The 25,707-nt window shown below is 59.9% G+C and carries 27 protein-coding genes; 1 reads left to right on the forward strand and 26 read right to left on the reverse strand.

What is annotated here, in order from left to right; translation table 11 throughout:
• Positions 1-27 precede the first annotated feature (27 nt).
• The 26 genes from FKB36_RS03050 to FKB36_RS03175 all read right to left on the reverse strand — a co-directional run bounded on the left by FKB36_RS03050 (position 28) and on the right by FKB36_RS03175 (position 23,461).
• Complete coding sequence (locus FKB36_RS03050) at positions 28-792, reverse strand: DUF364 domain-containing protein (RefSeq protein WP_261596547.1); 765 nt, start codon at positions 790-792, stop codon at positions 28-30.
• A 1-nt stretch (position 793) separates the two neighbouring features.
• Entirely contained in the window at positions 794-1,828 is a 1,035-nt protein-coding gene (locus tag FKB36_RS03055; RefSeq protein ID WP_261596548.1) for an ATP-binding cassette domain-containing protein, read from the reverse strand.
• The gene (locus tag FKB36_RS03060; protein ID WP_261596549.1) at positions 1,815-2,513 is read right to left on the reverse strand and encodes a GTP-binding protein; all 699 of its coding nucleotides are present in this window, start codon (positions 2,511-2,513) and stop codon (positions 1,815-1,817) included. The genes FKB36_RS03055 and FKB36_RS03060 overlap by 14 nt, the downstream gene beginning before the upstream one ends.
• A 144-nt stretch (positions 2,514-2,657) precedes the next feature.
• Positions 2,658-3,695, reverse strand: a complete 1,038-nt coding sequence (gene mtrH, locus FKB36_RS03065; RefSeq protein ID WP_261596550.1) for a tetrahydromethanopterin S-methyltransferase subunit H — start codon at positions 3,693-3,695, stop codon at positions 2,658-2,660.
• 16 nt (positions 3,696-3,711) lie between these two features.
• Positions 3,712-4,449, reverse strand: a complete 738-nt coding sequence (gene mtrA, locus FKB36_RS03070; protein WP_261596551.1) for a tetrahydromethanopterin S-methyltransferase subunit A — start codon at positions 4,447-4,449, stop codon at positions 3,712-3,714.
• A gap of 1 nt (position 4,450) precedes the next feature.
• Positions 4,451-4,660, reverse strand: a complete 210-nt coding sequence (locus FKB36_RS03075) for a tetrahydromethanopterin S-methyltransferase subunit F (RefSeq protein ID WP_261596552.1) — start codon at positions 4,658-4,660, stop codon at positions 4,451-4,453.
• A gap of 5 nt (positions 4,661-4,665) precedes the next feature.
• Positions 4,666-5,391 carry a tetrahydromethanopterin S-methyltransferase subunit A gene (mtrA, locus tag FKB36_RS03080; protein WP_261596553.1) on the reverse strand — a complete coding sequence of 242 codons (726 nt, stop codon included), beginning with the start codon at positions 5,389-5,391 and terminating at the stop codon, positions 4,666-4,668.
• 10 nt (positions 5,392-5,401) lie between these two features.
• Positions 5,402-5,686: a tetrahydromethanopterin S-methyltransferase subunit MtrB gene (gene mtrB, locus FKB36_RS03085; RefSeq protein WP_261596554.1), complete on the reverse strand. Its 285-nt coding sequence runs from the start codon at positions 5,684-5,686 to the stop codon at positions 5,402-5,404.
• Positions 5,687-6,538, reverse strand: a complete 852-nt coding sequence (gene mtrC, locus FKB36_RS03090; RefSeq protein WP_261596555.1) for a tetrahydromethanopterin S-methyltransferase subunit MtrC — start codon at positions 6,536-6,538, stop codon at positions 5,687-5,689.
• Positions 6,539-7,390, reverse strand: coding sequence for a tetrahydromethanopterin S-methyltransferase subunit D (gene mtrD / locus FKB36_RS03095; protein WP_261596556.1), 852 nt, complete (start codon positions 7,388-7,390; stop codon positions 6,539-6,541).
• Positions 7,387-8,292, reverse strand: coding sequence for a tetrahydromethanopterin S-methyltransferase subunit E (gene mtrE / locus FKB36_RS03100; RefSeq protein ID WP_261596557.1), 906 nt, complete (start codon positions 8,290-8,292; stop codon positions 7,387-7,389). Before mtrE ends, mtrD begins: the two co-directional genes overlap by 4 nt.
• A 194-nt stretch (positions 8,293-8,486) precedes the next feature.
• The gene (mcrA, locus tag FKB36_RS03105; protein ID WP_261596558.1) at positions 8,487-10,193 is read right to left on the reverse strand and encodes a coenzyme-B sulfoethylthiotransferase subunit alpha; all 1,707 of its coding nucleotides are present in this window, start codon (positions 10,191-10,193) and stop codon (positions 8,487-8,489) included.
• Between the two features lie 5 nt (positions 10,194-10,198).
• Complete coding sequence (gene mcrG, locus FKB36_RS03110) at positions 10,199-10,963, reverse strand: coenzyme-B sulfoethylthiotransferase subunit gamma (protein WP_261596559.1); 765 nt, start codon at positions 10,961-10,963, stop codon at positions 10,199-10,201.
• A gap of 17 nt (positions 10,964-10,980) precedes the next feature.
• Complete coding sequence (gene mcrC / locus FKB36_RS03115) at positions 10,981-11,604, reverse strand: methyl-coenzyme M reductase I operon protein C (protein ID WP_261596560.1); 624 nt, start codon at positions 11,602-11,604, stop codon at positions 10,981-10,983.
• A complete protein-coding gene (gene mcrD / locus FKB36_RS03120; protein ID WP_261596561.1) occupies positions 11,605-12,081 on the reverse strand; it encodes a methyl-coenzyme M reductase operon protein D in 477 nt (158 codons plus the stop codon). It abuts the gene before it with no gap.
• A 17-nt stretch (positions 12,082-12,098) separates the two neighbouring features.
• On the reverse strand, positions 12,099-13,403 hold the full coding sequence (gene mcrB / locus FKB36_RS03125) for a coenzyme-B sulfoethylthiotransferase subunit beta (RefSeq protein ID WP_261596562.1): 1,305 nt from the start codon (positions 13,401-13,403) through the stop codon (positions 12,099-12,101).
• A 363-nt stretch (positions 13,404-13,766) separates the two neighbouring features.
• A complete protein-coding gene (locus tag FKB36_RS03130) occupies positions 13,767-14,573 on the reverse strand; it encodes a formylmethanofuran dehydrogenase subunit C (protein ID WP_261596563.1) in 807 nt (268 codons plus the stop codon).
• An 11-nt stretch (positions 14,574-14,584) separates the two neighbouring features.
• Entirely contained in the window at positions 14,585-16,291 is a 1,707-nt protein-coding gene (locus FKB36_RS03135) for a formylmethanofuran dehydrogenase subunit A (RefSeq protein ID WP_261596564.1), read from the reverse strand.
• Between the two features lie 3 nt (positions 16,292-16,294).
• Positions 16,295-17,608: a formylmethanofuran dehydrogenase subunit B gene (locus tag FKB36_RS03140; protein WP_261596565.1), complete on the reverse strand. Its 1,314-nt coding sequence runs from the start codon at positions 17,606-17,608 to the stop codon at positions 16,295-16,297.
• Positions 17,605-18,006: a molybdopterin dinucleotide binding domain-containing protein gene (locus FKB36_RS03145; protein WP_261596566.1), complete on the reverse strand. Its 402-nt coding sequence runs from the start codon at positions 18,004-18,006 to the stop codon at positions 17,605-17,607. Before FKB36_RS03145 ends, FKB36_RS03140 begins: the two co-directional genes overlap by 4 nt.
• A 42-nt stretch (positions 18,007-18,048) precedes the next feature.
• On the reverse strand, positions 18,049-18,474 hold the full coding sequence (locus tag FKB36_RS03150; protein WP_261596567.1) for a hydrogenase iron-sulfur subunit: 426 nt from the start codon (positions 18,472-18,474) through the stop codon (positions 18,049-18,051).
• Complete coding sequence (locus tag FKB36_RS03155) at positions 18,475-20,493, reverse strand: CoB--CoM heterodisulfide reductase iron-sulfur subunit A family protein (RefSeq protein WP_261596568.1); 2,019 nt, start codon at positions 20,491-20,493, stop codon at positions 18,475-18,477.
• 11 nt (positions 20,494-20,504) lie between these two features.
• On the reverse strand, positions 20,505-21,407 hold the full coding sequence (hdrB, locus tag FKB36_RS03160) for a CoB--CoM heterodisulfide reductase subunit B (protein WP_261596569.1): 903 nt from the start codon (positions 21,405-21,407) through the stop codon (positions 20,505-20,507).
• A gap of 4 nt (positions 21,408-21,411) precedes the next feature.
• Positions 21,412-21,993, reverse strand: coding sequence for a CoB--CoM heterodisulfide reductase subunit C (gene hdrC / locus FKB36_RS03165; protein ID WP_261596570.1), 582 nt, complete (start codon positions 21,991-21,993; stop codon positions 21,412-21,414).
• Between the two features lie 10 nt (positions 21,994-22,003).
• Entirely contained in the window at positions 22,004-23,173 is a 1,170-nt protein-coding gene (locus tag FKB36_RS03170; protein WP_261596571.1) for a 4Fe-4S binding protein, read from the reverse strand.
• Positions 23,174-23,188: 15 nt separating this feature from the next.
• Positions 23,189-23,461, reverse strand: a complete 273-nt coding sequence (locus FKB36_RS03175) for an indolepyruvate ferredoxin oxidoreductase subunit alpha (RefSeq protein WP_261596572.1) — start codon at positions 23,459-23,461, stop codon at positions 23,189-23,191.
• Positions 23,462-24,078: 617 nt separating this feature from the next.
• Between FKB36_RS03175 and fhcD the strand changes: the two genes are divergently transcribed.
• Complete coding sequence (fhcD, locus tag FKB36_RS03180; protein ID WP_261596573.1) at positions 24,079-24,987, forward strand: formylmethanofuran--tetrahydromethanopterin N-formyltransferase; 909 nt, start codon at positions 24,079-24,081, stop codon at positions 24,985-24,987.
• Positions 24,988-25,707: the final 720 nt, after the last annotated feature.

A 25,707-nucleotide genomic window follows, 5' to 3' on the forward strand; every position in this document is an offset into this window, starting at 1 on the left:
TACTGAAAAAAAGCGCCGCAACCGCCTTCAAACCCCCGGGCGGAGATACTCCACCTTCATCCCCGCTCCGAAGATCCTCTGGTTCTCCGCCCCCCTGATGATCCTCTTCGCGAGTGCAGCATCGGTTGCGATAAATCCCGAGAGATCGGAGACGCCGTAGTCGAAGAAGACCGAAGAGAGGGGAGTCCCCGGGCCCACGATCGTCACGCTCTCTGCGTTCTCCGAGAGTTCGAGGAGCCGCGGCATACTTTTGTCGCCGAGAGCGCCACAGGTCAGGAAGACATAATCGGACTCCGGCAGCAGGTACTCGCAGGCAGAGTAAGGGTAATCTCCCTCCTCGGGGTCCCACTCAATGATGCTCAGGTCGGAGACGGGGGCGATCAACTTCTCAAGGAACGGGAAATGACCGACAACACAGACTTTCTTCCCCTTCACAAGATTCTGGGACTTGATGAACGGGTCTTTCAGCCGTTCTTCGACCCGTTTCTTCTCTGCAACCTCGATCCCCGCCCTCCTGGCGGTCTCCGGGTGATTGTACCACGCGTTGATCGCCGCGTTGCCGATCGATGCCTCCCAGAAGTTCCAGGACTTCACACACCCCGCCACCTCTTTCAACGGTTTCCCGATCCTGTTCTCAGTCATCATCGGGGCGCGCTGGATATAATAACGGTATCCGGCGATACCGATGCCGCCGTTTGCCTCGACATACGTCAGTTCCCCGCCCAGGACCATATCTTCAACGACAATGTCGTCGGGGATCCCTTCGATTAACGCATCGTATAATTCCCACATACTATCTCTCCTGAAATTCCGGAATGCTCTCTTCCGTAACGATCTCTCCTCTCCGGAGCTGGTTGCGGATATTGAGGAGGGCAGAATCGATCGCCTCGATCTTATGCAGCGTCTGCTCCTCTTCTGCGGTCGTCTCGATCACTTTTGCCACGCCTCCATTCTTGATGACGATCCTTTTATCGGCACGGAGGGCAAGAAGCGGGTCGTGCGTTGACATGAGGACGATCTTCTCGTTGCCGACGAGGATCTCGATCGCCTCCCGCCGGTCGATTCCTGCATTCTCCAGCTCGTCGATGAGGATGATCGGGGATGAACTCAAGAGAGCGGTGTCGGCGATCATCAGCGACCGCGACTGCCCCCCGGAGAGCTGGGTGACTTTCGTATCGAGCGTGAACTTCTCCCCTGCCAGCGAATTGGCAACCGCAAAACACTTCTCCACAACCGCGGCAGAGTCCGGGATCATCCGGCTTTTCGCATGCATCTCCAGAAATTCCTGCACCGTCAGGTCCATGACGAAGTTCATGTTCTGCGAGAGCTGGGCTACCAGCTTCCCCCCGGTGGAGAACCTCTTATCGAGATCCGGGACTGACCCGTTGATGAGGATCTGTCGTGCAGTCGGGGTGTCGCGCTGGGCAAGACATTCGATATCCTCAAGCAACCTGCTCTTTCCCGAGCCGGTGGGACCGACTATGCTCACGACCTCGCCGGGTGTCACCGTCAGTTCGAGCATCTCGGGCCTCCCCGTCTTGTCCCGTCCGCCGAGGATCGTGATGGAGGAGATCGTCTCGATAGATTCCTCCATTCGGGTGAACGCTTCAAGAAATGCGCTGAAGTGGAATATGACCTCCTCGCGGTCAAGCCCGAACTCCTCAAGCATATCCTCATCGACGTCTTCCAGGATCTCAGGGAGCGTCTTTGTCTCATCAACCCCGACCAGCCGTATGTTGGCGAGGTAATCGACCGCAAGAGGGTAACGGCGAAGGATATCGCCGATAGGCACCGACGAGACCTCTGCAACATAGTCAGGGGCTTTCATCGTCAAACTCCATCCTTTTGACCATCCCCATCTGGTACATCTCTCCGATGAGGGTCTCGCCGGTGCAGTAGGAACAGATGGCGGCAGGCATCGTGAACCTGAGTTTACGGTCGCGAAGTGTCCGGATATCCAGTGTATCCTGCCAGTGGCGGGCAAGCATAAACGCTCCCTGGCCGGTGATCCCGTTCACGAAGAGAACCGTTGCCGATGCATTCACCTCACGGATGTTGAAGGCGAAGACCTCGCGCTCCGCCTGGGAGACCACATCCCCTTTCGTGACAACGACGATATCGGCATACTTCAGCATCGGGCCGATCTTCCGCGGGGTGTTGATGCCGGAGAGGTTGTCGATGACACAGACCGATAAGATGCCGTTCACGTAGGGCGAGCACCGGTTGCAGAGCCCTGCGCTCTCCGTGACGAGAACCGACAACCCCTTCTTCATGCCCCATTCGACCGCCCCTTCGACGTTGCTGACGAAATGGTGGTCCGGACAGATCTTTCCGGCAAAAGCAGTCTGGTTGGGTATCTTCTGTTCATCGTAGCGCTGGTGGTCGAAGGAGGTGAGCGAGTCGAACTTCACGACGCCCACGCTCCCCGGGGGCAGCCCGAGAGCTGCGATGGTTTTGAGGATAACAGAGGTCTTCCCCGAAGATGGGGGGCCTGCAACGGTAATCAGCTTCATAAGCGTCTGGTGATCTGGTATAGGGCTTGCTAATGTATAGTTGTTACTAAAACCATTTTTTTAAGGTAAAATAGTTTACAACCTGTTGCAGCCCCTCCTTTCAGCGGGGTTGAATACCGTCTACTGAGGCAGCAAAAAAAGGGTTTAGATGAGTTTGAAGAACGGGTGGTTCTCGGTCTTGGGCTCGATTCCCAGATCGCGCACCGCTTCCAGCACGACGATATCCACGTAGGCCTGTGCGGTGATCATCGCCTCGACGTTCTCGATCGGGCCGTACATGATCAGGTCGGCGCCGAGCGTGCTTGCAATCATGTTGCAGCCGATATCGGGTGCAGACCAGGCCGCCTGGCGCATACCGTCCGTACCACCGAGGTAGTGGTGGGTGAGCTGCTCGACGAGGGCATCCTTGCCTTCGAGACCGGCCAGCTGCTGCGAGGGAGTCTTCTTCGTTCCCTTCCAGCGCTTGAGCCAGGTCCAGGAGACCGTCATGTTGTGGTACGCGCCGCCGGTGGGGAGACCGTGGATCGCCTTGCAGGCGAGGATCTCACGGTACGAGCCGCCGGAGCCGAGACCGAGCGGGGTTGCCGCGGTGTCAAGGATCGGGCGGGTGATACCACATTTCTCCGCGATCTCGAGCATCCCGAGTTCCTGTCCGGCAACGCCGCCCTCGACCAGGACCTTCTCACGGCCGGCAACCGACGGGTCGCCGGGGTTGAAAGCGAGGACGATGGCTGCGTTCACATCGCTCTTGGCGAGAGCCTCGATGTTCTCGGGCAGGATCGAGCCGTTGATCGAGTTGTAGATCGCGCGGTCCGCGATGCCGGCCTCGGTGACGTATTTGCACGCGTGTGCCAGCGCCGTCGGGACGGATGAGTCCATCAGGAATGCGGTCTTGTCGTCGATGCTGCAGAACCAGTCGATGTAGCTCTCGAAGGCCTCAGGGAACTCCGCGATGATCTGGATGAAGTGCGGAATGCCCGTGATATCCGAGAGTTCCTGGCAGCGGTTCCAGAGCCCTTCTGCTTTTATCTTGTCGATCTTTCCAGTGTGGTCATCCAGAACAACCTCGTGCTTGTTGTAGAAGATGGATGCACCGAGCACGGACGGGTATTCTCCAGGCTGCCCGCCGATCATGGTACCGTTGAAGTCGTGTACCGTCTGCTCTTTTTCGAACTTGAACATATTCGCCAAACCTCCTTTACAGGTACCCAACCAATTTGGGCAGTAATACCAACAACATCATGAATACAATCAAACCTGCGACCAGTCCATACAGGATGCCGATATCGCGCCCGACTTTCCTTCCGACGCGCTGGGCGATCTCTGCATCGACGAACTCGATCCTCTCCTCGATGGCGTTGAGCCGTTCTTCGATCTCAAGGAACTGCGGGTTTGCTCCTGCGACGGCAACTTCCGCCGCACCGTCCCCTTCTTTGACCTCGACGACCATGGGCTCTGCGCCGAACGCACCGGGGTCTTTGGCCTTGAGTTCATCGATCTTGGCCTTGATGGTGCCCATGTCCTCGCTTTCCATGATGTTGACCATCTCGACCTGGTCCTGGAAGCGCTTGATGGCTTCGTCGGAGAGGTTCTCGATGAACGCGATGGCTCCCTGGGCGCCGACGATCTTCCCGCCGGCGACGCCGCCTTCGTGCAGAGCCATGAAGCTCTGTCCGGAGAGGTGGCCCTTGACCTCCGTTCCGCAACAGAGGATGAACCTGATGTTGGGGTTGGAGATGACGTTCGCGATGATCTTCTCAAGGCCGAGGTTCTCGGTCTTACAGGACCCGGCGATTGCCGCTCCGGCATCGCAGATGCCCTGCTCGTCGAGGTGGGATCCCATGGTGACGACAGCGACGCAACTCTGTGCATCTCCCGTGTGGAAGTCGCCCTGAATAATCGGCCATCCGCTGGCCGGTGATTTCTTCTCAGCCATGTTAGATCGCCCCCACCATCAGTGCCGGGACCACGATCAGGAGTAAGACTACAAGGAGTCCGATTGTGAACCCGACGATTCCCTTGCCCATGATACCGGATTCGAGTTTGGTCGTGCGGGCAAGGATCTGTGCCTTGTACCGGATGGAGCTCATCATGCCGTTGATTGCCGTCATCCGGATGGGGCCTGCCTGTGTAACTTCTTCTGCCATTTATCTCACCCCAGCAGGATGAACCCCAGAATCACGAACGAGACGATCAGGCCGATCATGAGGCCCTCAATCTTGCCCGAGTAGACGCCGGCGGCAAACTTGTTACGGTACCCGATGTCGGTGACCATCCGCTCGATGATCTTCATCCGTGCGTGTATCAGTGCCAGTTCACCGGAGAGCGGCTGTACTTCACCAGTCGCTTCCTCTGCGCCGGCACCGTCCTCTTCCTTGACCTCGACGACCATGGGTTCTGCGCCGAACGCACCGGGGTCTTTGGCCTTGAGTTCATCGATCTTGGCCTTGATGGTGCCCATGTCCTCGCTTTCCATGATGTTGACCATCTCGACCTGGTCCTGGAAGCGCTTGATGGCTTCGTCGGAGAGGTTCTCGATGAACGCGATGGCTCCCTGGGCGCCGACGATCTTCCCGCCGGCGACGCCGCCTTCGTGCAGAGCCATGAAGCTCTGTCCGGAGAGGTGGCCCTTGACCTCCGTTCCGCAACAGAGGATGAACCTGATGTTGGGGTTGGAGATGACGTTCGCGATGATCTTCTCAAGGCCGAGGTTCTCGGTCTTACAGGACCCGGCGATTGCCGCTCCGGCATCGCAGATGCCCTGCTCGTCGAGGTGGGATCCCATGGTGACGACAGCGACGCAACTCTGTGCATCTCCCGTGTGGAAGTCGCCCTGAATAATCGGCCATCCGCTGGCCGGTGATTTCTTCTCAACCATGTTCTTCACCTCACAGCAGTCCTAATACGACGACACCGGCAATCAGAAGGCCGACTGCCATGCCATACCAGAATGCGGTCACGCCTCCGGCGGTGTTGAGAACACCCTCCCTGTTCGGGAATGATGCCAGGAAGTTGCCCTCTCCGGAGAGCATACCGACCAGGTCGTCGGTGATCTTCTCGAGTTCCGCTACCTGTTCGAGCACGGGGGTGTAGGAGACACCGGCAGTGGTGACGATTCCGACCATCGGGTCGACAACCAGGCCGTACTCGGGCAGCACCTGAATGTACGCCATTTAGGCACCTCCCTTGGGCTCAAGGATCGGCTGTGCGTCGAGCCATGCGTAGGCGTCACGCTGCGAGAGCTCGATGTACTTCTTGTAGGTGTAGAGCCACCCGACGATCGAGACCACCAGTGAGATGAGAGCGGCATACATGCCGATGAACGCGAACGAGATGATCGCGATGGGGATCATCGAGAGGAACCCGCACTCCGCGGCGAGCATGAGCGTCCTGTCCTGCTGCTCCCCCGGCCCGAGACAGGCGTTGAAGGAGTGCTGGATGGCGATAGCGCCGAGCATGAAGATCACGGCGATGATGCTGCCGCCGATGAGCGAGAACTCGTAGCTCTGCACGATGAATCCGAGGATCGCGATCTCGCCGGTGATCATGCCGAGGAACTCAAACGTTCCGCAGGCCATCGCCGAGAGACCGAGAATGGTCATTGCGCCGACGATCGCGAGTTCGATCAGCGAGACGACCATGACGGGGATGTCCATCCGGACAACGGCGTTCGCCATCAGTCCGGCGACCGCGCCGATGATTGCGGCGATGATGATCGTCACGATGGGTGCGAAGGGGCCGGTCGTGGCTCCGAAGAGCGCAGCAACGACACCGGACCCGAGGGCGATCATACCTGCCGACGGGACACCGGTACCGAGACCGTAGCTGCAGAGGTGCTTGATCGTGTCGGTGCCCCAGAGGAGCGCGACTACGGCGGCAAGCCCACCGAAGAACGAGAAGTACTCGGTGCCGGTGATAGTGTTCAGGTATGTCAGGTAAATCAGGACGAGCGATCCCACGAGGCCGTAGATCAGGATCTGGTTGTGCGGGATGCCGCCTGCTCCGACTTCAACTTTTACTGACATTTAGAATACCCCCACCAGTTGGAGGAGCCCGATCGCGAAGATGCCGGTAACGGCGGATGCCACGGCGGCTGCGATGATCGCTCTCGGGAACCGCTTGAACTTGGGGTCGTGCGGCCCTTCGATCGTACCGGTGATGTTGTATGCCGCAAGCACGGCGTTCACGAGGAACATACCGACCGCGAAGATGCCGGCAAGCGAGACGGCGACGGGCGCGATCTGCTCGACCGTGGCGTTCAGGATCACCGGGAGCTGCGCCTGGTAAACGTCGAGAAGCTGGAGGTAGATGAGCGTTCCCCCAAGACCTCCGAGTGCGCCGCCGATGACGCCGCCGACCCAGGAGATGAACGGGAGGCCGTGCCCCTCGGTACCCTGGCTCTTGAACTCGGGGAAGGTGTCGCCCGTGATGGGGTCTTTATCGACCTTACCGGAGGCTGCCGGGATACCCATGCCGAAGACGTAGATGACGTTGACCATCGTACAGGTGATCGCCATCAGGAGACCGCCGCCGATCGCACCGCCCGCAAGGGCGACGCCGAATCCAAGCGGGGCGGCCCATGCGCCACCGAAGAGACCGGCAAGGCCGGCACCGGCCGCAAGCATCGCAACACCGGTCGCGATACCGGGTGCCTGTCCCATTGCAGCGGGAGCACCGCCGACCGGGACGAAGTGAACGCCGAACGCGATCAGGACGCCGCCGATGATGATGCCGACGAGCGCGATCAGTCCGGCCATCTGTACGAGTAAGTAAGCGAGCGCAAGCGCTGCTACGATAAGAACGATACCGATGACGAGGCCCATTGCCGTCGGGGGTTGGATGCCTCCAGTCTGTTTAGGTCCGCCGAGTGCGCTCATGACGATGCCTCCTCAGTAGCCTCGGGAGCCGTGTAGGGCCCGAAGTTCTTCCTTGCCCAGACCTCGATGTAGCGGTCGATGATGGCAAAGACCAGGATGACGACGACACCGACGACGATCGGTCCCCAGATGTTGAACTCTTCGAAGACCACGGTACGCCAGAGTTCGAAGAAGACGATCAGGCCAAAGCAGATGCCCGAGGCGGGGCCGCCGAGTTTGGCGCTGAAGAAACCGTTGTCGAGCGAGTTCCGCTGGCCGGCCTCGGCGTAGCGGACGATGTTACCGGACGCGGAGATCGGAACGCCTGCTCCGAACTTCTGCTCCTGGTACTGCCGCTCCTTTCCGTAGAACGGGTTACCGGTCGCAGACCCGGCCGCACCGAGCGCGATACCCCAGACGATACCCAGAAGCGGGAGCGGGAAGGGGTGGCCGAGCGCGCTGATCATAAGGTGACACATCGCGACGGTGGCGAAGATTGCTATGAACGCGTGTGCCATGGTCACGGTCGTCATCGACTTCAAGATGTCAATGTAGACCGGCTGTCCGAACTTGGCGAGACTTGCAGTACGGCCGAGGTATGCGGTAGTCGCATAGATGCCCTGCACGAAGACCGCGAGAGCACTCCCGAGCACGATTGCAAGTATCGGGTTTATCTGCATCGCCATGAAAGCCCAGGCAAGGCCTGCGCCCAGAGCAACCCAGAGGCCGTACGCGGGAGGTTCACCAGCAATTGCCTTGTTGAATATGCGGTGAATATATCCCATCTGTGGAGCCAGCTGAACCTGTGAGTTCGGGTCACCCTGTGATCCGATGTCAGATTCAACGTCTTCCGCAGCGCCGGCGACGGTTGCGAGAGCACCTGCCAATGCGGTAATGCCGATGCCAAATACGATCTCTTCCATTCAGCATCCTCCTCCGGTGCTCATGGCACCGGAGTACGGGTTCAAAACCTTTTTGGTTCATTTAACAGTTGTTTATGACTTAATTAAAGGTTTCGAAAAGTTGTGCCGATATCGCAGCGAAACGTAAAATATCGGCTGGAATGTCCTCGTTAGACATTCTAAGTTACGGTAGGGAAAAAAAAATTGATTTGGGTTTACCGCGCCGGAATGATGAGCGAACGCTCGCCGGCGGGCATGAACTCGCGGATGGCACCCTTCGCGAACTCGCGGCGGGGCTCGGCGAAGTCGAACTTCAGCGCGGGGTCGGCGAAGCAGATCTTCACCCGCGGGTCGAAACACCACGCATCGCCGCGGCCGTAGTGGGCGCCGCCGGTGATCGCGGCGTACTCGCCCTGGTGGCCGACGTTCATCGCGTAGTTCGGGTAGTTCGGACCACGGACCTCGCCGATCGCGCCCTCGTCTCCACGGATGGAGAGGGAGTTCGCGGACCCGCACTGGTCCTGGAGGTCGTAGCCGAAGAAGCCGAGACGCGACCATCCGTCCTTGTGCAGGAGCATGCAGAGGTACCAGGCGTTCAGGCCGGCGTTGGAGTTGCCGGTCGCGATGGAGGTGGAGAGACCGCAAGCAGCGGCAAGCACGCCTGCACGCTGGGAACCGCCGAAGTGGTCCTCCATCATGGTCGGGTACTGCTCGTACTGCTCCATGCCGTTGAGGGCGACCTCGGTCGCGATGTCGTTGACGATATCGTAGGTCGGCTTGACCTTGTCGGTCGGGCTCGGGTTCTTCCAGTCGACCTTGTACTTGTCCTTGATGTAGTCCATACCGTAGTAGGTGAACTCATCGAGGATGTTGTCGGTGTAGGCCGCGGTCGCGTACTGCGTGAACCCGACACCGCCGGACATGTAGGAGCCGAGCCAGATCTGGTCGAACAGCATGGTTCCGGCACCGACGACCTCAAGGGAGGCCTTCGCGGGGTCGTGGGGGTACTTCCGGTTCGCCTGAATGATATCGCTGAAGAGACCGAAGCCGATACCACCGGGCTCGTTCGGGCCGCGGGCACGCCGGGCGGGCAGGTGGGACGCCATCTGGATGACGCCTGCGTGCTTTGCAGCGTAGGAGAGGTCGGCGACAGCCGCTTCACCGGCGCACATCCGGTAGGCACCGATGAAGGACATGCCGATCTGCATCGCAGACCACCGGGAGGTCGTTCCACCGTCGCAGGTCCGGGAGACCGTGGTCGGGATGTGGATAGCCTGCCAGAGGGACTTTCCTACAGCTGCGGAGAGCGCTTCGGCCTGCTTTGCCGGGAAGAGTTTCTCGACGTCGAGGACGAACTGGGGCTCGAGGTCGTCGGCGAGTTCCTGGTCGCCGGTGAAGACCTTGACGTAACAGTCGTCGACGAGGCCGGGGTGGGTCTCGACCATGTGCTCCTGGACGACGGCCGCGCCGGGCATCGCGTGGTTCAGCACGTGGAGGTACTCGTTGATCGTCTCGGGGGTGACTTCCTTACCGAGACGCTTCTGCAGCGTCTGGTGAGCGAGGTCCATGTTGACGATGACGGTTCTCCGGATATCGTCCCACATCTGCTGCATCGCAGCGTTGTTGACGAAGTGCAGGTCGTCGCCCTCCACGAAGACGCCGGTGCCGGAGACCTCGTAGGTCATCAGCTGGCGCTGGCCGAGCGGGATACCGCCAAGGTGGCAGCGCACGGGGTCGTACATGGAGATGCCGCGGTCCATCTCGACGGCGCGGCTGGCCTTCACGAACTCCTCCTTGCGGGGGGACTGGTGGTAGCCGTTGAACTTGTAGAACTCGGTCGTCTCGGACTGAACGTCCTGGCCCTGGAACTTCTCCTTGAGGGATTTCAGGAAGAGCTTCTGGGTTCTCTCAATCTTTGCCATCGTAATCAGGCCTCCTTCGGTAGGAACCCGTATTTTGTTCTCAGCGTGTGGATGCGCTGGACGTACTCGATGTACTCCTTGTCATCGCGGTATGCCGTGCCGCCAAGCGAGTGGAAGATCGTCGTGTGGGCCTTGAGCCACTTCTCGTCGAGCGGCTTGCCGATAGCAACCGCGCGGTCGAGAGGCTCGCCGATCTGGTTCTTGACGTAGCGGACGATGCCGTCCTCGCCAAGGACACTCCTCTGGAGCATGTCGAACATCATGCCGTTCTCGGCAAGACGGAGCGAGTGACCGTGCACGGTCGCGCCGCGGATGCCGGTGCGGGCCGGGTCGAGGAGTTCGGTCTCGACGAGTTCCTTCGAGTACTTCTCGAGGTCACGCTCGCGGCACTCGACGATCTGACGGCCGGAGAGCGTACCGGGGTCGATACCGCGGAAGCGGTAGCACTCGGTGTAGGTCCGCTGATAGGGGTGGCAGGGGGCGAAGAACATCGAGTCCGCAAACTGGATGTAGCGAACGCGGTCGCCGGCCTTTGCACCGTCAGTCGGGGTTACAATCTTCCTGATGGGGCAGTCGGGCTCCTGCTGCTCGGCGAGCGGCGGGTGGGCCGTCGGATAGGCGGCTCCCGGCGCCCTGTGGCCGAGGATCAGCACGATATCTTCATCTGTCACATCGCGCATCTTTTCAAGCTTCTGGTTGGGGTTCATCTGCTTGCGCCGGTTCTCGGCGACCTTGGATGTACCCGGTCCGTATTGGGGCTTGTATGCCATGTTTTCTTTCACCTCATTCATGTTGGGCTTTTCAGTGCTTTCATAACGGCACGAACGACCTCTGCCAATTTTTCCCTGCCGGGTGTCTGGCCCCTTGTCACACCACTGACGATATCTATCACCATGCCTTTCGTCTTCGTCCGGTCGGGCGGCGGCATAACCACCGCAGTCCTGATCCCCTCCTTTGCGAGGTCCTCGAAGTCGATCGGGACTTGAGATACGACGATAGCCCTGATGTTTGCGTGCTCAAGGATAAACCGGACCTTCTGCACCACATGGGAACGGACGTTCCCGTGATGCAGGATGGCTACCTTGTGCTGCTCTATCTGGGCGATCTCTTTCTCTGTCAGTCCGAAATAAGCGCCGAGAACATGGCCCGCGACGGGCGAATCTGCCGGAACCCCGCTCCCCGCATTGAGGACGAGCGTGGTCACGGAGAACTCCGCCCCCTCCCTCCGCAGACCGGAGGTGATGTCGCAGACCGGTTTTGTCACGTGTCTGCGGCCGGGGGACATCCCGATCACGATAACATCGGGCGATCTGGTCTCGGAGATGGTGCCCCGCTGGGCGAGACCGCCTCCTTTCCCCATCCCCATGCTCTCGCGGCAATCGACGACCTGAGTCACTCTTCCGATTGGCATCTACTTGTTTCCCTGAATGATAATTGGGCCTTCTTTCTTCCTCGGATCAACGAGCCCGAGAATCTCTTTATCGGCATCAGGTCCGTATTTCGCGTAGTCGGAAATCGTCGGCTGGGTCTTCATGAACCGCCCTCTCTGGACGGTGCAGGAGAAGTCCTTGCTTGCAAAGACTTCTTCGACTGCTTCCTCGACGGCCGGGATATACGACTCGTCCTCGAGTTCCAGGATGACGTTTCCAACCTGTACCTGGAGCTGGACGTCCTGGTCTCCGACACGGATGACCTTGCGGTCCGGGTGGGGGTTGGGTTTCCCCCGCGCCGGGCCGTAGGGTACGGTGGCGGGAAGATTCTGTCCGGTAAGAGACATCCGGAGGATCCCGCCGATCTGAACAAGCCTGTTCAGGAGTTCTTCCACCGTATCGGGTCTGAGGAATCGCGCAGAAACGATTCGAACCTGAGGGTATATGGCTTCGGTCATTGGTATCCTTGTGTTATTTACACACCCTTTGCGATCTGCTGGATCGGCTTGTTGAAGACGTCAACCTTGCCGTAGGTGTCGCCGTAGACCTTGGATGTGCTCTCAGGCGAGAACATCTGGGTTCCGGCATCGAGCGCCGCCGCAGCGACCACGCACGGGATAGCGACGCCTGCGGCGTGCCGGGTCACGACGTGGTTGCCGTTGAAGATACCGGGGCCGCCACCACCGTAGATCGAGTGGCTGAAGAACGAGAACCCGACGGCGGTACCCATGACACGACCGTAGTCGCAGCCGGGGAGGCCGGTCTCGTGTTCGAGCAGGTCGTTGAAGTACAGGAGCGTCGAGGAGACTGCCTGGGCGAACCGTCCGGCACCGCAGTTGACCATGGTGGCTGCCATGGTTCCCGCAGCGGCGTAGGCGTTCCAGAGCATCGGGTCCTTCGTGTCGTAGAACTGGAAGTACCCGCCCTTCTTGCCCGGAGCGATGACCTTGTCCTCGATGGCGCGCTCGACCAGGCTCTGGACGACGGTACCGATGGTTCCGGTCGCACCGTTCTTCTTGACGAGGTCGTAGACCATGTTGTTCGCGTTCAGGCCCTGGTAAGCGTAAGTAAGCAACTGGGCGCGCTCGAACGGTCCGATGGCGTTACCCATCTCAAACATTCCTGCCTGCTCGAAGGTGGACGAGAGTGCGGCGCCCTGCATCGCGTTCTTGCCGGTCATCATCACGGCGTGGTTGACCGGGATGTTACGGAGCGCGTAGCCGAGGCCTTCGTTGTTCTGGGGGATCGACAGGATGGACGTGACGTTGGCACCGGTAAGGTCCATCGTGTGCGGGTAACCGCCCCAGACAGCCGCCTTGACCATCGCTGCGTCGAACGCTCCGATGTCGAACTGCTCGACGAGCGCGTAGGTGGTCGCGGCTGCGACCGCGGTGATCGCGGCGTCGTAGGTGGATGCAGCCTCGAGACGGGCCTTAGGGGCCTCGACGAGGATGAGCTTACCACCGTTGAACTCGCGGATGTTTGTGTCGTCGCCTTCTTCGACCTGGACCATCTCCTTGATCTTGGCGATGACAGCGTCCTTGTTGCCGATGATGTCGAGGTTCATCTCACGCCCGAGGACATATCCCTTGGCTACCTTTCCGGTCTTCAGGCTCTCCTGAATCCCGTTCAGGTTGACTGCAATCGTCCTCTTGGTGAGGTCGATCAGTTTCCTGGTCGCCGGGTTGATCACCGGGCTGATCTTCTCGAGTGGCACACCACTCTTCAACTGCTTGCCTGCATCATCGTACAGGTCAATAGTTTCCTTGTATTTTGCCATAATTTTCCTCCATTACCCTCTTTAAGTGCATACTATCCGGGAATGTGAAGTGAACGCTAAAAGTATCGCTGACTGTGGCTGCTGGTGACTACTGCACGTCCTCTTGGGACAAAAAGATAGTAACCTTCTCTGATGATATAAGCATTGCTATTTATGTCTCTGATCTAATATATATCGCAGGCCCGATATTAAATATCTGGTAGGATATTGTCGATTGCAGAGAATTGTATACATATCGTGCTTCCCCCGCCGTAACATAAAAATAGCTAAATATTGTTATTTCGTGTTACCTTTTTTATCCCGTCCGCGTCCGCTCTCCGACGATCGGTATCGGGAATATGCGGTGTAGAAAAAAGAGGGGGTTCAGGCCTCGATTCGCTGGTAGAGTTTAGCGTAGATCGTCTGACCCTTTCGTTTCCGGTGGCGCTCCCCGAGGTCGCCCTCGTAGAGGGCAAACCGGCCCTTGATGCCGTCCATATCGACGTCGACATCCTCGCGGTATACGAACCCGGGCATCATCACGTCGATGCTGCCGAGGACGTAGATCTCGCCTTCCACCATCTGGCCTCCAACGCGGCTCTTCGCGTTGCCCTTGATGACGATCTTCCCGCCTTCGGCATGGGTGGCGACATGGACATCGGCATCGCCGCCGACGACGATCTCGCCGCCGTTCATGAAGGTGCCGATATCGCTTCCGGCATTGCCGGTGACGACGATCTTGCCGCCCTGCATGCCGCGCCAGTCGCCGCGGTAGGCGGCGCCGAGGTAGTTGCCGGCATTGCCTTTGATGATGAGTTCGCCGTCCTTCATGCCTGTTCCGGCAAAGGCGTCGACGTTCCCGTTCACCGTGAGCTTGCCGCCCTGCATCCATGCCCCGACGTACATATCGGCGTTGCCGTTGACGACGACCTCGCCGCCGGTCATCTTCATGCCGATGTACTTGACCCGGGAGAGGTCGCCGTTGACGACGATCTTCGTCTCCTCAGGCGTTGCCCCGGCCTTGCCGGAGATCTCGAAGAAATCTCCGAGCCGGTGGCGTTCGCGGCCGACGTAGACGGTGAGGTCCGCGATCTCTTCGGTCTTCTTCCCGGCGAACGCATCGGGTGCGATGGTCTCTGCCTCGAGGAAGAGCTCGGGCTGATTCTTAATGGTGAGTGTAACGGTTTCCATTTTCTCTCACCTCACTGTGTGGCATCGACCTCGATGACGTACGGGTTCGGGAGGTAGTGCCCGGTGACCTCGTAGTTGTTCAGGGTGACGGTGTAGTAGCGGAGGAACTTTTCCTTGACATCGCGCATCACCTGCGGGTTCTCGTTGACCTTTGCGTTCACCCAGAGCGTCCTCTTGTTGCCGTTGCTGGCAATCTCATGGTCGCGGACGACCTGGACACCGGTCTTGAAGAGATGCTCCGCGCTCCCGAACGCCGTCTCGATATCGTCGGGCGCGTAGGGCTCGTTCGGGTTGAAGTCGTAGATGGCAACGTCCGCCTCGAGGCCGGGTGCAAGCCCGCCGTACATGTGTGCGAGGCCGAGCGCCTTTGCCGGGCCGGCGCGGGTCATCTGCGCGATCTCGTAGAGATCGAGTTCGCGGTCGATGCCGGCGAGGTTGGTCGCGTCGATGACCTTGTCCTTGTGCTTGAAGGCGTCGAACTGCTGCTCGCGCGCCTCAGTGCTCATGAGCCACTTCATGATCCGCGGGTAGCGGATGAACGGCCCGGCGTTCGGGTGGTCGGTGGTCATGAAGACCCGCATGGGATCGTTCGCGAGCAGAGCGAGTTCAAGACCGATCGCCCACTGGATGGCGCAGACCTTGATGCTCGGGCTGTAGACGTAGGGCACGACACCGGACCCGGTCTCGAGTTCCACGTCGGTGTTCGCCCACTTCAGGTGGTTCAGCTCGGTGAGGTGGTGCTCGAACGGCCCGTCGGCGGTCATCGTCGTGGTCTCGTCGAGCGTCACCTGACCCATGTCGATGGTGATGTTGTCGTGCGAGTTCACGTAGGCCATGATATCCTTGGCCTTCGACTCCACGTTCGCCCAGGAGTCGCCACCGTAGGAGTGGAACTGGACGTGGGTGTGGTGCATCACCTGGTCGCGGCCGAACTTGCTGTTCGGCTTGATACCCTCGGAGAGTTTGAACGAGTCGAGCGTCGTCGTGTAGTTGCCGGGGTTCCCGAGGTTGTTCGCGTGCATGTGCATCGAGTGCGGGAGACCAAGGTACTCGTTCGCCTCGATGAGGCCCTTGATGATCTGGGCCGGGGTGATGTCGAAGTAGGGGACCGGGTCGTGAACGTTGTCACAGTTCAGGCCCCATGCCCAGGCTTCCGTGCCGCCGGGGTTGACGACCTTGACCGCGTATCCCTTCGTGGCGCGAAGCAGCCAGGCGATGTAGGCAGCGGCGTTCTCGATCTCGTGGTTCTTCAGGTACTCGAGGACGAACCAGTTGTTCCCGAAGACCGGGTAGGCGCCCTGGTCGAGGATCGGCGTGTCCCGCATCTCTTCGTGGGTGTGCCGGGCGTAGAGCGGCGGCATGGCCGCTTCCATCACGGTCGTGTAACCCATGCGGGCGTAGTTGTAGCCGGTCCGGATCGTCGTCGGGACGGAAAATCCTCCCTGCATCCGCTCGATACCGGTCTGTGCTTTGTACCCGAAGAGTTTGTCCTCCGGGCGGAAATTCCGGCCGGCATTCACCTTCGGGCCGGCGACGTGGGCGTGGACGTCGACACCGCCGGCCATGACGGTCTTACCGGCGGCATCGATGACTTTCGGGCTGCTGAGAGCCGTCGTCGCGACGATCTTGCCGTCCTTGATGGCGACGTCGGTCTTATCGCCCTTGATCCCCTGGACCGGGTCGAAGACAAACCCGTTCTTGATAAGATATTCTGCCATCGGTTATTCCCCCTTGATCTCCTTGATACGCGCAAGGACGTGTTTCAGGAACTCTTCGTCGGTCATCATACCCTCGGGGGGTTCGACAACCTTCCTGGTCTCAATCGGCACGTTGTCCATCCGGTATGCGCACCCACCCGTCTCGACGCCGACGAAGGCGACCGGGACGTGGACATTGCAGACCTCGGTTGTCGGGGTCTCGTGCGGGTCGATCGCGACTGCTGGGCGGTCGTAGATCTTCTTCACCGAGCTGAACGGGAAGTGCGCGCCGGGGTCGCTGCCGAGGACGAAGACGGCGTCCACCTCGTCCCTGCGGAGCAGGTCGTTCGAGGTCGTCTCGCCGGGGTTGTAGCGGGCGAATCCGCGGGAGAGGTCCACCGCATAGGGGAACCCGTACAGCCAGCCCCAGACCTGGCCGGAGCCGGTGACGTTGTAGTGCCCGCGCATCGGCATGATGGCCGCTTTCGTGTACTCGTTTAAGTCACGGGTGACCGCGATGGCGATGTCGATGTTGTGGTTCTTCCCGAGCGACTGGGTCACACCCATGCCGAAGAAGATGATCACGAACCGACCGCTCTTGAGCGTCTCGGCGGCCTCGTAGATCTGCTCCTTCGGGATGCCGGCGACGACGTCGGGGAGCTGCTCACCCCTGAACGCGATGCGGAATGCGCTGAGGAGTTCGTAGTCGCGCCCCTGCTCGACCTGCAGGTGGACGTCTGCAAGGCTCGCGGTGTCGGTGGGCCGCGGGTCGATGACGATCACCTTCCGGCCGGTATGGCCCTTCCCTGTGAAGAATCCGCGGGGGAAGATCGAGTAGCGGGACATGTGCCGCGGGTGGGCGTGCGCCGGGTTGCATCCCCAGAAGAGGATCCGGTCGGCACGGTTCTTCACCTCGCCAAGCGTGCAGCTCGGGATACCGATGTCCTGGACCGCGATGAGCGACGTGCCGTGGCAGACGGTCGCCGTGTTGTCCATGACCGCTCCGACGGCCTCACCGATCTCAGAGCCCACGGACTGGGCTTCACAGTTCGTGGAACTCCAGCCGTACATCAGGGGCTTCTTTGCATCGGCAAGCATCTTTGCCGTGTAATCGACTGCCTCATCGTAGGAGATCTCCTTCCAGGATCCGTCTTCCTGGCGCATGCGGGGCCGGGTGATACGGTCCTTCGCCTGAGAATGGAGGAACTTCTCGGCACCGATGGCGCACGCGTTGTAGACTTCGAGGAGTTCTTTCCCGTCATCGCTGACGACGACCTCGAGATCGTCGCAGAGCGTGCCGCAGAACGGGCAGATCACGTCAGTAACCGTCTTTGTCATGCTAGTTCACCCCTACATGCCTTACGAACCAGTTCCAGGGAACTGTAGACCGGTTCGTTCTTGGCGACTTCCACCTCAACAGGTGTGCCTTTAAACGTTGGCATGCCGGTCGAGTAGGTGTTCGGATTGACCACCATGTTCGCCCACGGCCCCATCGGTATGTATGCCACACCCGGGTGAGGGCCCTGGGTTGCCTCGACTGCCTTGACGACGACACTGCCGTAACTGCTCGTGACGCGTACGTTTGTGTTGCGGTACGCTCCCAGTTTCTTAAAGTCCGTCGGGTCAAGCTCGATGATCCCGCAGGCGGTGGTGTAGGCGGGTTTTTCCTTCCCCGCCTCCATTGACACCCCCTGCTGGATGGTGCGACCTGTAATCAGGTTGACTCTGATTGCCATTGTTATATATCCCCTGTCCATAATTATTGGATTATTATATTATTACCTGGCAACTTCAGTGAGCGGGCTTGGGCCGAGCTCGTTGATGGTCTTGACGACGTCCGTCATGACCGTCCCCCACTTTGCACCCTCTGATGCAGAGACGAAGGTCATTCTGAGACGCTTGTCGTCGAGACCGATGTTCTTGAGGACACTCTTCAAGAGGAACATCCTCTTGGCTGCCTTGTAGTTGCCCTCAAGGTAGTGGCAGTCGCCGAAGTGACACCCGGAGACAAGTACGCCGTCCGCCCCATCCTGGAATGCCTTCAGGATGAAGAGGGGGTCGACCCGGCCCGTGCACATCACGCGGACTGCACGGATGTCGGGCGGGTACTGAATGCGGGCGCCGCCGGCAAGATCTGCACCGGCGTAGGAACACCAGTTGCAGATGATGGCGATGATCTTAGGTTTCCAGTTCTCGTCTGCCATTTACTGTTCACCTCCGAGGAGGAACGCATCGATCTGCGCAACGATCTGCGGGCTTGCAAAGTGCTGCATCCAGATCGCACCGCCGGGGCAGAACCCGCCACAGGTGCCGCAACCCTTGCACTTGGCCTCGGTGACATGCATGACCGTGCGGCCATCCTTCTCGACGAGCGAGAGGGCGCTGTAGGGGCACTGGTAGACACACATTCCGCATCCGGCGCACTTGTCCTCAAGACAGACAGCGAAGTAGGGCTCGAGTTCCACCTCACCCTTGTGGATCGGGATGGATGCTGCGGATGCCGCACCCTCTGCCTGGGCGACCGTATCAGGAATATCCTTCGGTCCCTGACAGACACCGGCAAGATAGACACCGGCCGTGGTGGTTCCACACGGGTTCAGCTTCGGGTGAGCCTCAAGGAGCCAGCCATCCTGCGAACACGAGACGCCGAAGAGTCTCCGGGTCTTCTCGGTCTCGGCCGAGGGCTGGATCGCGGCCGCGAGCACGACCATGTCGACTTCCATGTCGATCGGCCGGCCGAGGAGCGTGTCCTCCGCGTTGACGTGAAGGTTCTTTGTCACCGGGTCTTCGGTGATGTTTGCCACCCTGCCGCGGATGAACTTCGCACCCTCGTTCTGGATGCGGTAGTAGAACTCCTCGTACATCTTCCCGAAGGACCGGATGTCCATGTAGAAGATGTAGGGCACCGCACCGGGGATCTTCTCGATGATCTGGTGGGCGTGCTTGAGCGAGTACATACAGCAGAACCGCGAGCAGTAGGGCTTGCCGGTATCGGTGTTGTCACGGGAGCCTGCACAGAGGACGAACGCGATCCGCTTCGGGGTCTCGCCGTCGCTCGGGCGGATGAGGTGACCGCCGGTCGGGCCGGACGCACAGATCAGCCGCTCGAACTCGAGCGACGTGATGACGTTGTCGTAGTTCTTGTAGCCCCACTCGAACTTCTTCTCGATGGGGTAGATGTCGTATCCCAGGGCGAGGATGGCGGTGCCGACCTTGACGGTGATGAGCTCATCCTTCGCATCGAGGTCGATTGCCTTCTTGTCGCCGCACGACTCGACACAGAGACCGCACTTGACACAGGAGTCGAAGTCGACGGTGTAGATCAGCGGGGAGACCTGCGGGTGGTAGATGTAGATCGCCTTTCTCGGCGCCATCCCGAGTTCGAAGGGGTTCGGCTTGATGACCGGACAGACCTCGGCACAGTCGCCGCAGCCGGTACAGCCGCCGCCGACGATGCCGCGGGCTTCCGCCTCGGCCGGGGTGAGGACGCCGCGCGCCTTCTTCCGGAGGGTCACGTCGAAGTTGCCGATGTATCCCTCGACCGCCTCGACCTCGGTGTAGGTGAGGAGTTCGATGTTCTTGTTGCGGTAGACATCCACCATCTTCGGGGTCAGGATACACTGCGAGCAGTCCAGCGTCGGGAAGGTCTTGTCGAGCTGGGACATCCTGCCGCCGATCGTCGGGCTCTTCTCGACGAGGTAGGTCTTGATGCCTGCGTCCGCAAGGTCGAGCGCTGCCTGCATGCCGCCGACACCACCGCCGACGACCATCGCGGTCTTCTCGACGGGGACGCTCTTCGGGATGAGGTCTTCGAGCAGGGACGCCTTTGCTACGGCGATCCTGACTGCATCCTTCGCCTTCTCGGTGGCCTCCTCGGGCTGGTGCATGTGCACCCACGAGTTCTGGTCGCGGATGTTCGCCATCTCGAACCGGAAGGGGTTCAGGCCGCCCGCCGCGGTCGCGTTACGGAACGTGGGCTCGTGCAGACGGGGTGTACAGGCCGCGACGACGATTCCGGTCAGGTTCTGCTCCTTGATGGCATCTGCGATCTTGTTCTGCCCGGGGGTCGAGCACATATACGCGTAGTTGTCAACGACGACGACGTTGGGAATCGTTTTGGCGTATTCCCTTACTGCGTCGATATCAATGGTGCCTGCGATATTGGTACCACAGTGGCACAGGAAAACGCCGATCCTTGCCTCTTTATACTTGTCTTCTGCCATGTATTTGCACCTCACAGGATCTTCTTCAGGAACGGCTCAACATCGACGGCATGCAGGTCGAGTGCGAGCTCGTCCGGGCTCATGCCCTGAGCAAGTCCCAGGAGTTCGTTGTAGTGCAGGACCGGGAGGCCCCAGGAGACGCCGAACTTGTCCTGAATCTCGATCTGCCCTCTGTCGTACTGGAGCTGGCAGAACGGACAGACCTCGGTCAGCGCATCAGCGCCCACTTCCTGCAGGTTGATCAGTTTTTCGTTCGTGATGTCGAGCGCGTGCGTGATATCGTATCCACGGACACCGCCGCCGGCACCACAGCACTGCATCTTGTTGCGGTACTGGACTGGCTCGGCGCCGAGAGCAGCGACGAGTTCTTCCATCCACATCGGGTTCTCGGTGTCGCCGAAGTGCCGCTCCTTTCCGGGCTTCATCAGGTGGCACCCGTAGTGGACGGCGACCTTCGAGCCGGTCAGGGGGCGCTTGACGCTGTCTGCGATCTTCTTGACGCCGACGACCTTGGGGTCGTAGTAGAGTTCGGCGAGGTGCCAGACGTCGATGGTCCCCTTGAACTCCATGTCGATCTCTTTGAGCACCTCGTTGACTCCGTCGCGGAGTTCGTCGTTGTGCTTCAACTTGTGGTTGACTTCCCAGATCGACTTGTAGCACCCGTTGCAGACCAGGGCAATGTCCATCTTCATCTGCTCAGCGAGCACGAGGTTTCTCGCCGCCATTGCATACCAGACGTTTAAGTCGATAGACCCGAACGCACCCGGTGCCGGGCAGCAGCTGGCTCCCTTCAGGGGCAGAAGGTCGATGCCGACATTCTTGCTGGTCTGGATGGCCGCAGCCTCGATGCCGGGGTACCGGTTCGGGGCGATGCATCCGAGGAAGAATGCGTACTGGTGATTGTTTCCGCTCATGATATCACGCTCCCTCCGCGAGGATCCTGTCTGCGTTCTCTTTCAGTTTGTAGTGGTCGAGGATCTTCTGGATGCCGGGCAGGTACTCGGGGTACTTGTGCGTCGTCTCAGGTTCCTCATCGAGTCCGAGCTTCTTCCTGGCTGCACGGTTTGCGTCGTTATTCGGGACGCCGTGCCCGCTCTTGTAGATCAGCTGGACGGTCTGGAGGAAGTTGCGCGGAACGATGTCCCGCTTGAACGCCAGGTTCCTCATCGCCATGATCGCGTCGGTCGGCGCGAGGTCGCGGGGGCACCGGTCGGTGCAGCTGTAGCAGGTGGTGCAGAGCCAGAGGTCCGGGTCGGTGAGGGCCTCTTCCTCGAGACCGAGGACGGCTTTGCGCATGAACAGCCGGATACGGTACGAACTCCGGGGTGCCGAGGGGCACGAACCGGTGCAGGTGCCGCACTGGTAGCACATGTGGGCGGGCGTCTGCCCGATCTTCTCAACTTCCTTGAGGAACTCGGGGTTGCTGTCGGGAATGTAGTATTTCCGGTCCCGAAGTTTCTCAGCGAGTTTCTGGTCCTTGTAGTCTTTCTTTACTGCCATTGACTATCCCTCATGCCTTTTCTGCTTCGCGCAGATGCTTGATCTCGACCTCTCCGGGAGTGGTCTCATGTACCTTCGACGTCCTCGTGGTGAGCAGCTTCGCCTTGATCTGCTTGAAGAGGTCGGTATCCTTATCCTGCATCCTGATACCGGTCCGCCGGAGGATGATCGCATCCTCGCTCGGGCAGGCGTTGACGCAGGCGCCGCAGAAGATACAGAAGTCCTTGTTGATGGCGATGTTCGGCTCAATCTGCCCCTTCATCTCCTTTGCCGGGACGGGGGTGGGCAGGTAGAGCGCGTTGCAGGGGCAGACATCGACACAGGTCGAGCAGCCGCCGGGGCACTTCTCGGGGTTGATCTCAATGTCTCCCTCGAAGATCTTCTCGACGGTGATTGCCTCCTCCGGGCAGGACTCGACACACCACGTGCAGGTGCAGCAGTTGTCCTGCTCGATCTCGACCTTGCCGGGCAGTTTGGTGGCGATGATCTCGCGCTCGAGGGTGATTGCATCCTGAGGGCAGGCCTCCACGCAGATCACACAGCCGTCGCAGGTGCTCTCCTCCCACAGGACGTCTCCTTCGACCTTGCCGGTCTCGGGGTTCGCGGGTTTGCGTGCGACGGTGATGCTCGGACAGAGTTCGCCGCAGATGCCGCAGACATCGCACTTCTCGGTGTCGACGGTGAACGTTGTCTTGGTCTGGATTGCGGTCTGGCGCGGTCTGCCGGCCTCGTCGCCGCCCTCGAATGCGGGGACGTCACGGTCGATGGCATCTCTCGGGCAGACTTCTTCACAGATGGTGCACCGGTCGCACTTCTCTTCGTCGATTACGGTGACCATGTCGTAGGTGGGGAACCCCTCCTTCTCAAGGATCGGGAGGCGTTCCTCGCCGTCGACCTTGAGTGTCATCGCGTTGAAGGGGCACATGATGACGCAAACGCCACAGTACGAACACTTCTCGGCGTTGACGTCGACGGGCTCAGCGTAATCGATGGCCCCGCGGCGTGTCGCACCGACAGGTCCGAGCACAATCGCCTCTTCGGGGCAGGCATCGACACAGATGCCGCATCCCGTACAGGTCTCGGCGTTCAGGATCAGGTTGTTGACCGCCTTCAGGAGCCGCTGCTCCATGATGACGTTCTGGCCTTCCCGCGTTTTTGAATACTTTGGAAACAGTGCCATATTTCTGTATCACTCCTAGGCTTCCGCTTTTCGGGCCTTGGCCCGGCTGTCCCACGGTCCTGCAAGCTTAATGACTCCATAGGGGCATGCCTGGACGCATACGCCGCAACCGGCGCAGAGCTCCGAGTTGAAATCAAGGATGACGGCTTTGCCGTCTTTGACCATGTAGATCTTCTCCTTGGTTGCTGGTTCCTCGGTGTGGAGCTCGAGAGCGTCGACCGGACATGCCACCACGCAGTTGTTGCAGCCTGTACATCGTTCCATATTGATGTGCAATGCAAATGCCATGGTATCACGCACCTGATCTGATCGATTAAAAATCGATATAAAAAGAATTGTCAAAGAATATACATAAACTTTCTGAAATCCGGCAGCCTTATATTTCAGAACTATGATTATCCACCAATTTTTATATGTCAAATTGGTTGATACCTCTGCCCGATGCTCGAAATCTCTCTGTTACGCGGGTTTTGGGGCATATGGCCGTATCAGAAGACCTAAATACTCAATCGGGATTTCTGGTGAAAAACGGTGGTCGATCGGGGCTGGTAGCGGTGAGGGTGCGCAGGAGCGCTACCCCGGGAGGCGCGGTCGGCCATCCGTGTGATCGGGAGGCGCCGGTGTAGGTTGCGCGGCTTGAGCGGTGACCGTTTCTATATCCCTCGATTCTTCACTCTTCATGCGGAAACCTTCGATCGTCTCCTGGAGCCGGTTGCGTTTCTGTGCCCGCAGCCCCGTGCCGCATCCGTGATGGGCCTCTCGGCGGGCGGCACGGATCTGCGGCTGCTTGCACACCGTCTCTTCGCGTGACGTCCGGGGGCCGGGCCGTCGCACACGCCCGGGTAAAAAAGAAACCTTATTCTGTCCATATTGTGACACTGTAGCAAACGAGGTGTATTCTATCCATGGAACTGAATGGCGTTACTATAGATGATACCTATGCAGAGGCGTTCCCGACCTGGGTGGCGCGGCCGATCATCACCGCGGTCACCGAGGAGTGGGCGTACAAGGCGGCAGTGGAGGCCGTAGGGTTTGCCACCTCGACCATCGGGTGTCCGGCGGAGGCGGGTATCGACTGCTTCGTCTCCCCCGACGAGACCCCCGACGGCCGTCCCGGCTACGCGATCATGATCTGCGCGAGCAAGAAGAAGCTCAAGGAGCAGGTCGTTGAGCGGCTCGCCGAGTGCGTCCTCACCGCCCCGACGACGGCGGTCTTCGACGGTCTCTCGGACGTCGTCGCCGAGGTCCCCGAGAAGATCCCGGTCAAGCTTCACTTCTTCGGCGACGGCTTCGAGGAGAAGCGCGAGGTCGGCGGCAGGACGGTCTGGGCCATCCCGATCATGGAAGGCGAGTACATCGGCGAGGAGGAGTTCGGCATCGTCAAGGGTGTTGCGGGCGGGAACTTCTTCATTATGGGCGAGAACCAGATGGCTGCTCTTATGGCTGCCCAGGCTGCGGTCGACGCAATCAGCGGCGTCTGCGGCGTCATCACGTCCTTCCCCGGCGGCATCGTCGCGAGCGGCTCGAAGGTCGGGAGCAAGAAGTACAAGTTCATGGGAGCAAGCACGAACGAGGCCTACTGTCCGACCCTCCGGGAGAAGGTCGAGGACAGCAAGGTTCCCGAGGGCGTGAAGGCCATCTACGAGATTGTCATCGACGGTGTCGACGAGGACTCGATCAGGGTCGCGATGGCCGAGGGCATCCGGGCGGCGACGAAGGTGCCGGGCGTGAAGTTCATCAGCGCCGGGAACTTCGGCGGCAGCCTCGGGCCGTTCAAGTTTGACCTGAAGGACGTCCTGGCTGAGTATCTCTAAATCTCTTTTTTTTGTGGCGGTTCTTGAGGGGGCCGTCTGTTTGGTGCTGTTGGCGGGACCGATGGGCCTGGTAGTTGATGGTGTCCCCGTTGTGATGACGAAGCGATACCCTCTTGAAGCGATTCGAAAATTGCATGCTCCCCCTGTCCAATGACACGGCTTCCCACCGGCTATCGCCATGACTGCCCCGCCCCTCGGGGTGAGGAACGACTGGCAGAAGGGCAGGAGTTAAAGCGCCGAAGGTGCGATTGAGGAGGCCGAAGGCCGGGTGGGGTGTGACGGACGGAACGTCTGGAGTTTGAGAAGACCGAAGGTCTTCAAGTGAGGTCACGGATATCCGCGTACAAGATGGAGTAGAGGCAGGGGAGGGGGCACGCCCCCTCCCCGTCAGCCCCACCCCCGGTGGCGATGTCACCACGGTCCACTGTATGGGAGATCCCGAAAAAGAACAGAATCACAACTCACTTCCGGGACACGGCTTTCCATTGGCTATCGCCATGACTGCCCCCGCCCCGAGGGGCGGGGGAGGAGTGCGAAGCGCGGGTGGGGTGGGGGTTACACACGACCTTAAGCGGTGGAGACAGGGGAGGGGGGAGCATCCCCCCTCCCCGCGAGCCGCCTCCCCCTGTGGCGATACCCCCACGGTCCAGTGCACGGGCTTTTCCATCGCCACCCGCTCGTTCCTTTCTTATAAGTGAACAACCCCCGCGTACCTCTCAG

This window comes from Methanoculleus formosensis, from assembly GCF_025384765.1.
In the GTDB taxonomy this organism is placed as follows: domain Archaea; phylum Halobacteriota; class Methanomicrobia; order Methanomicrobiales; family Methanoculleaceae; genus Methanoculleus; species Methanoculleus formosensis.

What these genes read in the sequence shown, in the direction of transcription:
- FKB36_RS03050 (WP_261596547.1), bottom strand. Translation starts at nt 792, where the DNA reads ATGTGGGAATTATACGATGCGTTAATCGAAGGGATCCCCGACGACATT.
- FKB36_RS03055 (WP_261596548.1), bottom strand. Translation starts at nt 1,828, where the DNA reads ATGAAAGCCCCTGACTATGTTGCAGAGGTCTCGTCGGTGCCTATCGGC.
- FKB36_RS03060 (WP_261596549.1), bottom strand. Translation starts at nt 2,513, where the DNA reads ATGAAGCTGATTACCGTTGCAGGCCCCCCATCTTCGGGGAAGACCTCT.
- mtrH (WP_261596550.1), bottom strand. Translation starts at nt 3,695, where the DNA reads ATGTTCAAGTTCGAAAAAGAGCAGACGGTACACGACTTCAACGGTACC.
- mtrA (WP_261596551.1), bottom strand. Translation starts at nt 4,449, where the DNA reads ATGGCTGAGAAGAAATCACCGGCCAGCGGATGGCCGATTATTCAGGGC.
- FKB36_RS03075 (WP_261596552.1), bottom strand. Translation starts at nt 4,660, where the DNA reads ATGGCAGAAGAAGTTACACAGGCAGGCCCCATCCGGATGACGGCAATC.
- mtrA (WP_261596553.1), bottom strand. Translation starts at nt 5,391, where the DNA reads ATGGTTGAGAAGAAATCACCGGCCAGCGGATGGCCGATTATTCAGGGC.
- mtrB (WP_261596554.1), bottom strand. Translation starts at nt 5,686, where the DNA reads ATGGCGTACATTCAGGTGCTGCCCGAGTACGGCCTGGTTGTCGACCCG.
- mtrC (WP_261596555.1), bottom strand. Translation starts at nt 6,538, where the DNA reads ATGTCAGTAAAAGTTGAAGTCGGAGCAGGCGGCATCCCGCACAACCAG.
- mtrD (WP_261596556.1), bottom strand. Translation starts at nt 7,390, where the DNA reads ATGAGCGCACTCGGCGGACCTAAACAGACTGGAGGCATCCAACCCCCG.
- mtrE (WP_261596557.1), bottom strand. Translation starts at nt 8,292, where the DNA reads ATGGAAGAGATCGTATTTGGCATCGGCATTACCGCATTGGCAGGTGCT.
- mcrA (WP_261596558.1), bottom strand. Translation starts at nt 10,193, where the DNA reads ATGGCAAAGATTGAGAGAACCCAGAAGCTCTTCCTGAAATCCCTCAAG.
- mcrG (WP_261596559.1), bottom strand. Translation starts at nt 10,963, where the DNA reads ATGGCATACAAGCCCCAATACGGACCGGGTACATCCAAGGTCGCCGAG.
- mcrC (WP_261596560.1), bottom strand. Translation starts at nt 11,604, where the DNA reads ATGCCAATCGGAAGAGTGACTCAGGTCGTCGATTGCCGCGAGAGCATG.
- mcrD (WP_261596561.1), bottom strand. Translation starts at nt 12,081, where the DNA reads ATGACCGAAGCCATATACCCTCAGGTTCGAATCGTTTCTGCGCGATTC.
- mcrB (WP_261596562.1), bottom strand. Translation starts at nt 13,403, where the DNA reads ATGGCAAAATACAAGGAAACTATTGACCTGTACGATGATGCAGGCAAG.
- FKB36_RS03130 (WP_261596563.1), bottom strand. Translation starts at nt 14,573, where the DNA reads ATGGAAACCGTTACACTCACCATTAAGAATCAGCCCGAGCTCTTCCTC.
- FKB36_RS03135 (WP_261596564.1), bottom strand. Translation starts at nt 16,291, where the DNA reads ATGGCAGAATATCTTATCAAGAACGGGTTTGTCTTCGACCCGGTCCAG.
- FKB36_RS03140 (WP_261596565.1), bottom strand. Translation starts at nt 17,608, where the DNA reads ATGACAAAGACGGTTACTGACGTGATCTGCCCGTTCTGCGGCACGCTC.
- FKB36_RS03145 (WP_261596566.1), bottom strand. Translation starts at nt 18,006, where the DNA reads ATGGCAATCAGAGTCAACCTGATTACAGGTCGCACCATCCAGCAGGGG.
- FKB36_RS03150 (WP_261596567.1), bottom strand. Translation starts at nt 18,474, where the DNA reads ATGGCAGACGAGAACTGGAAACCTAAGATCATCGCCATCATCTGCAAC.
- FKB36_RS03155 (WP_261596568.1), bottom strand. Translation starts at nt 20,493, where the DNA reads ATGGCAGAAGACAAGTATAAAGAGGCAAGGATCGGCGTTTTCCTGTGC.
- hdrB (WP_261596569.1), bottom strand. Translation starts at nt 21,407, where the DNA reads ATGAGCGGAAACAATCACCAGTACGCATTCTTCCTCGGATGCATCGCC.
- hdrC (WP_261596570.1), bottom strand. Translation starts at nt 21,993, where the DNA reads ATGGCAGTAAAGAAAGACTACAAGGACCAGAAACTCGCTGAGAAACTT.
- FKB36_RS03170 (WP_261596571.1), bottom strand. Translation starts at nt 23,173, where the DNA reads ATGGCACTGTTTCCAAAGTATTCAAAAACGCGGGAAGGCCAGAACGTC.
- FKB36_RS03175 (WP_261596572.1), bottom strand. Translation starts at nt 23,461, where the DNA reads ATGGCATTTGCATTGCACATCAATATGGAACGATGTACAGGCTGCAAC.
- fhcD (WP_261596573.1), top strand. Translation starts at nt 24,079, where the DNA reads ATGGAACTGAATGGCGTTACTATAGATGATACCTATGCAGAGGCGTTC.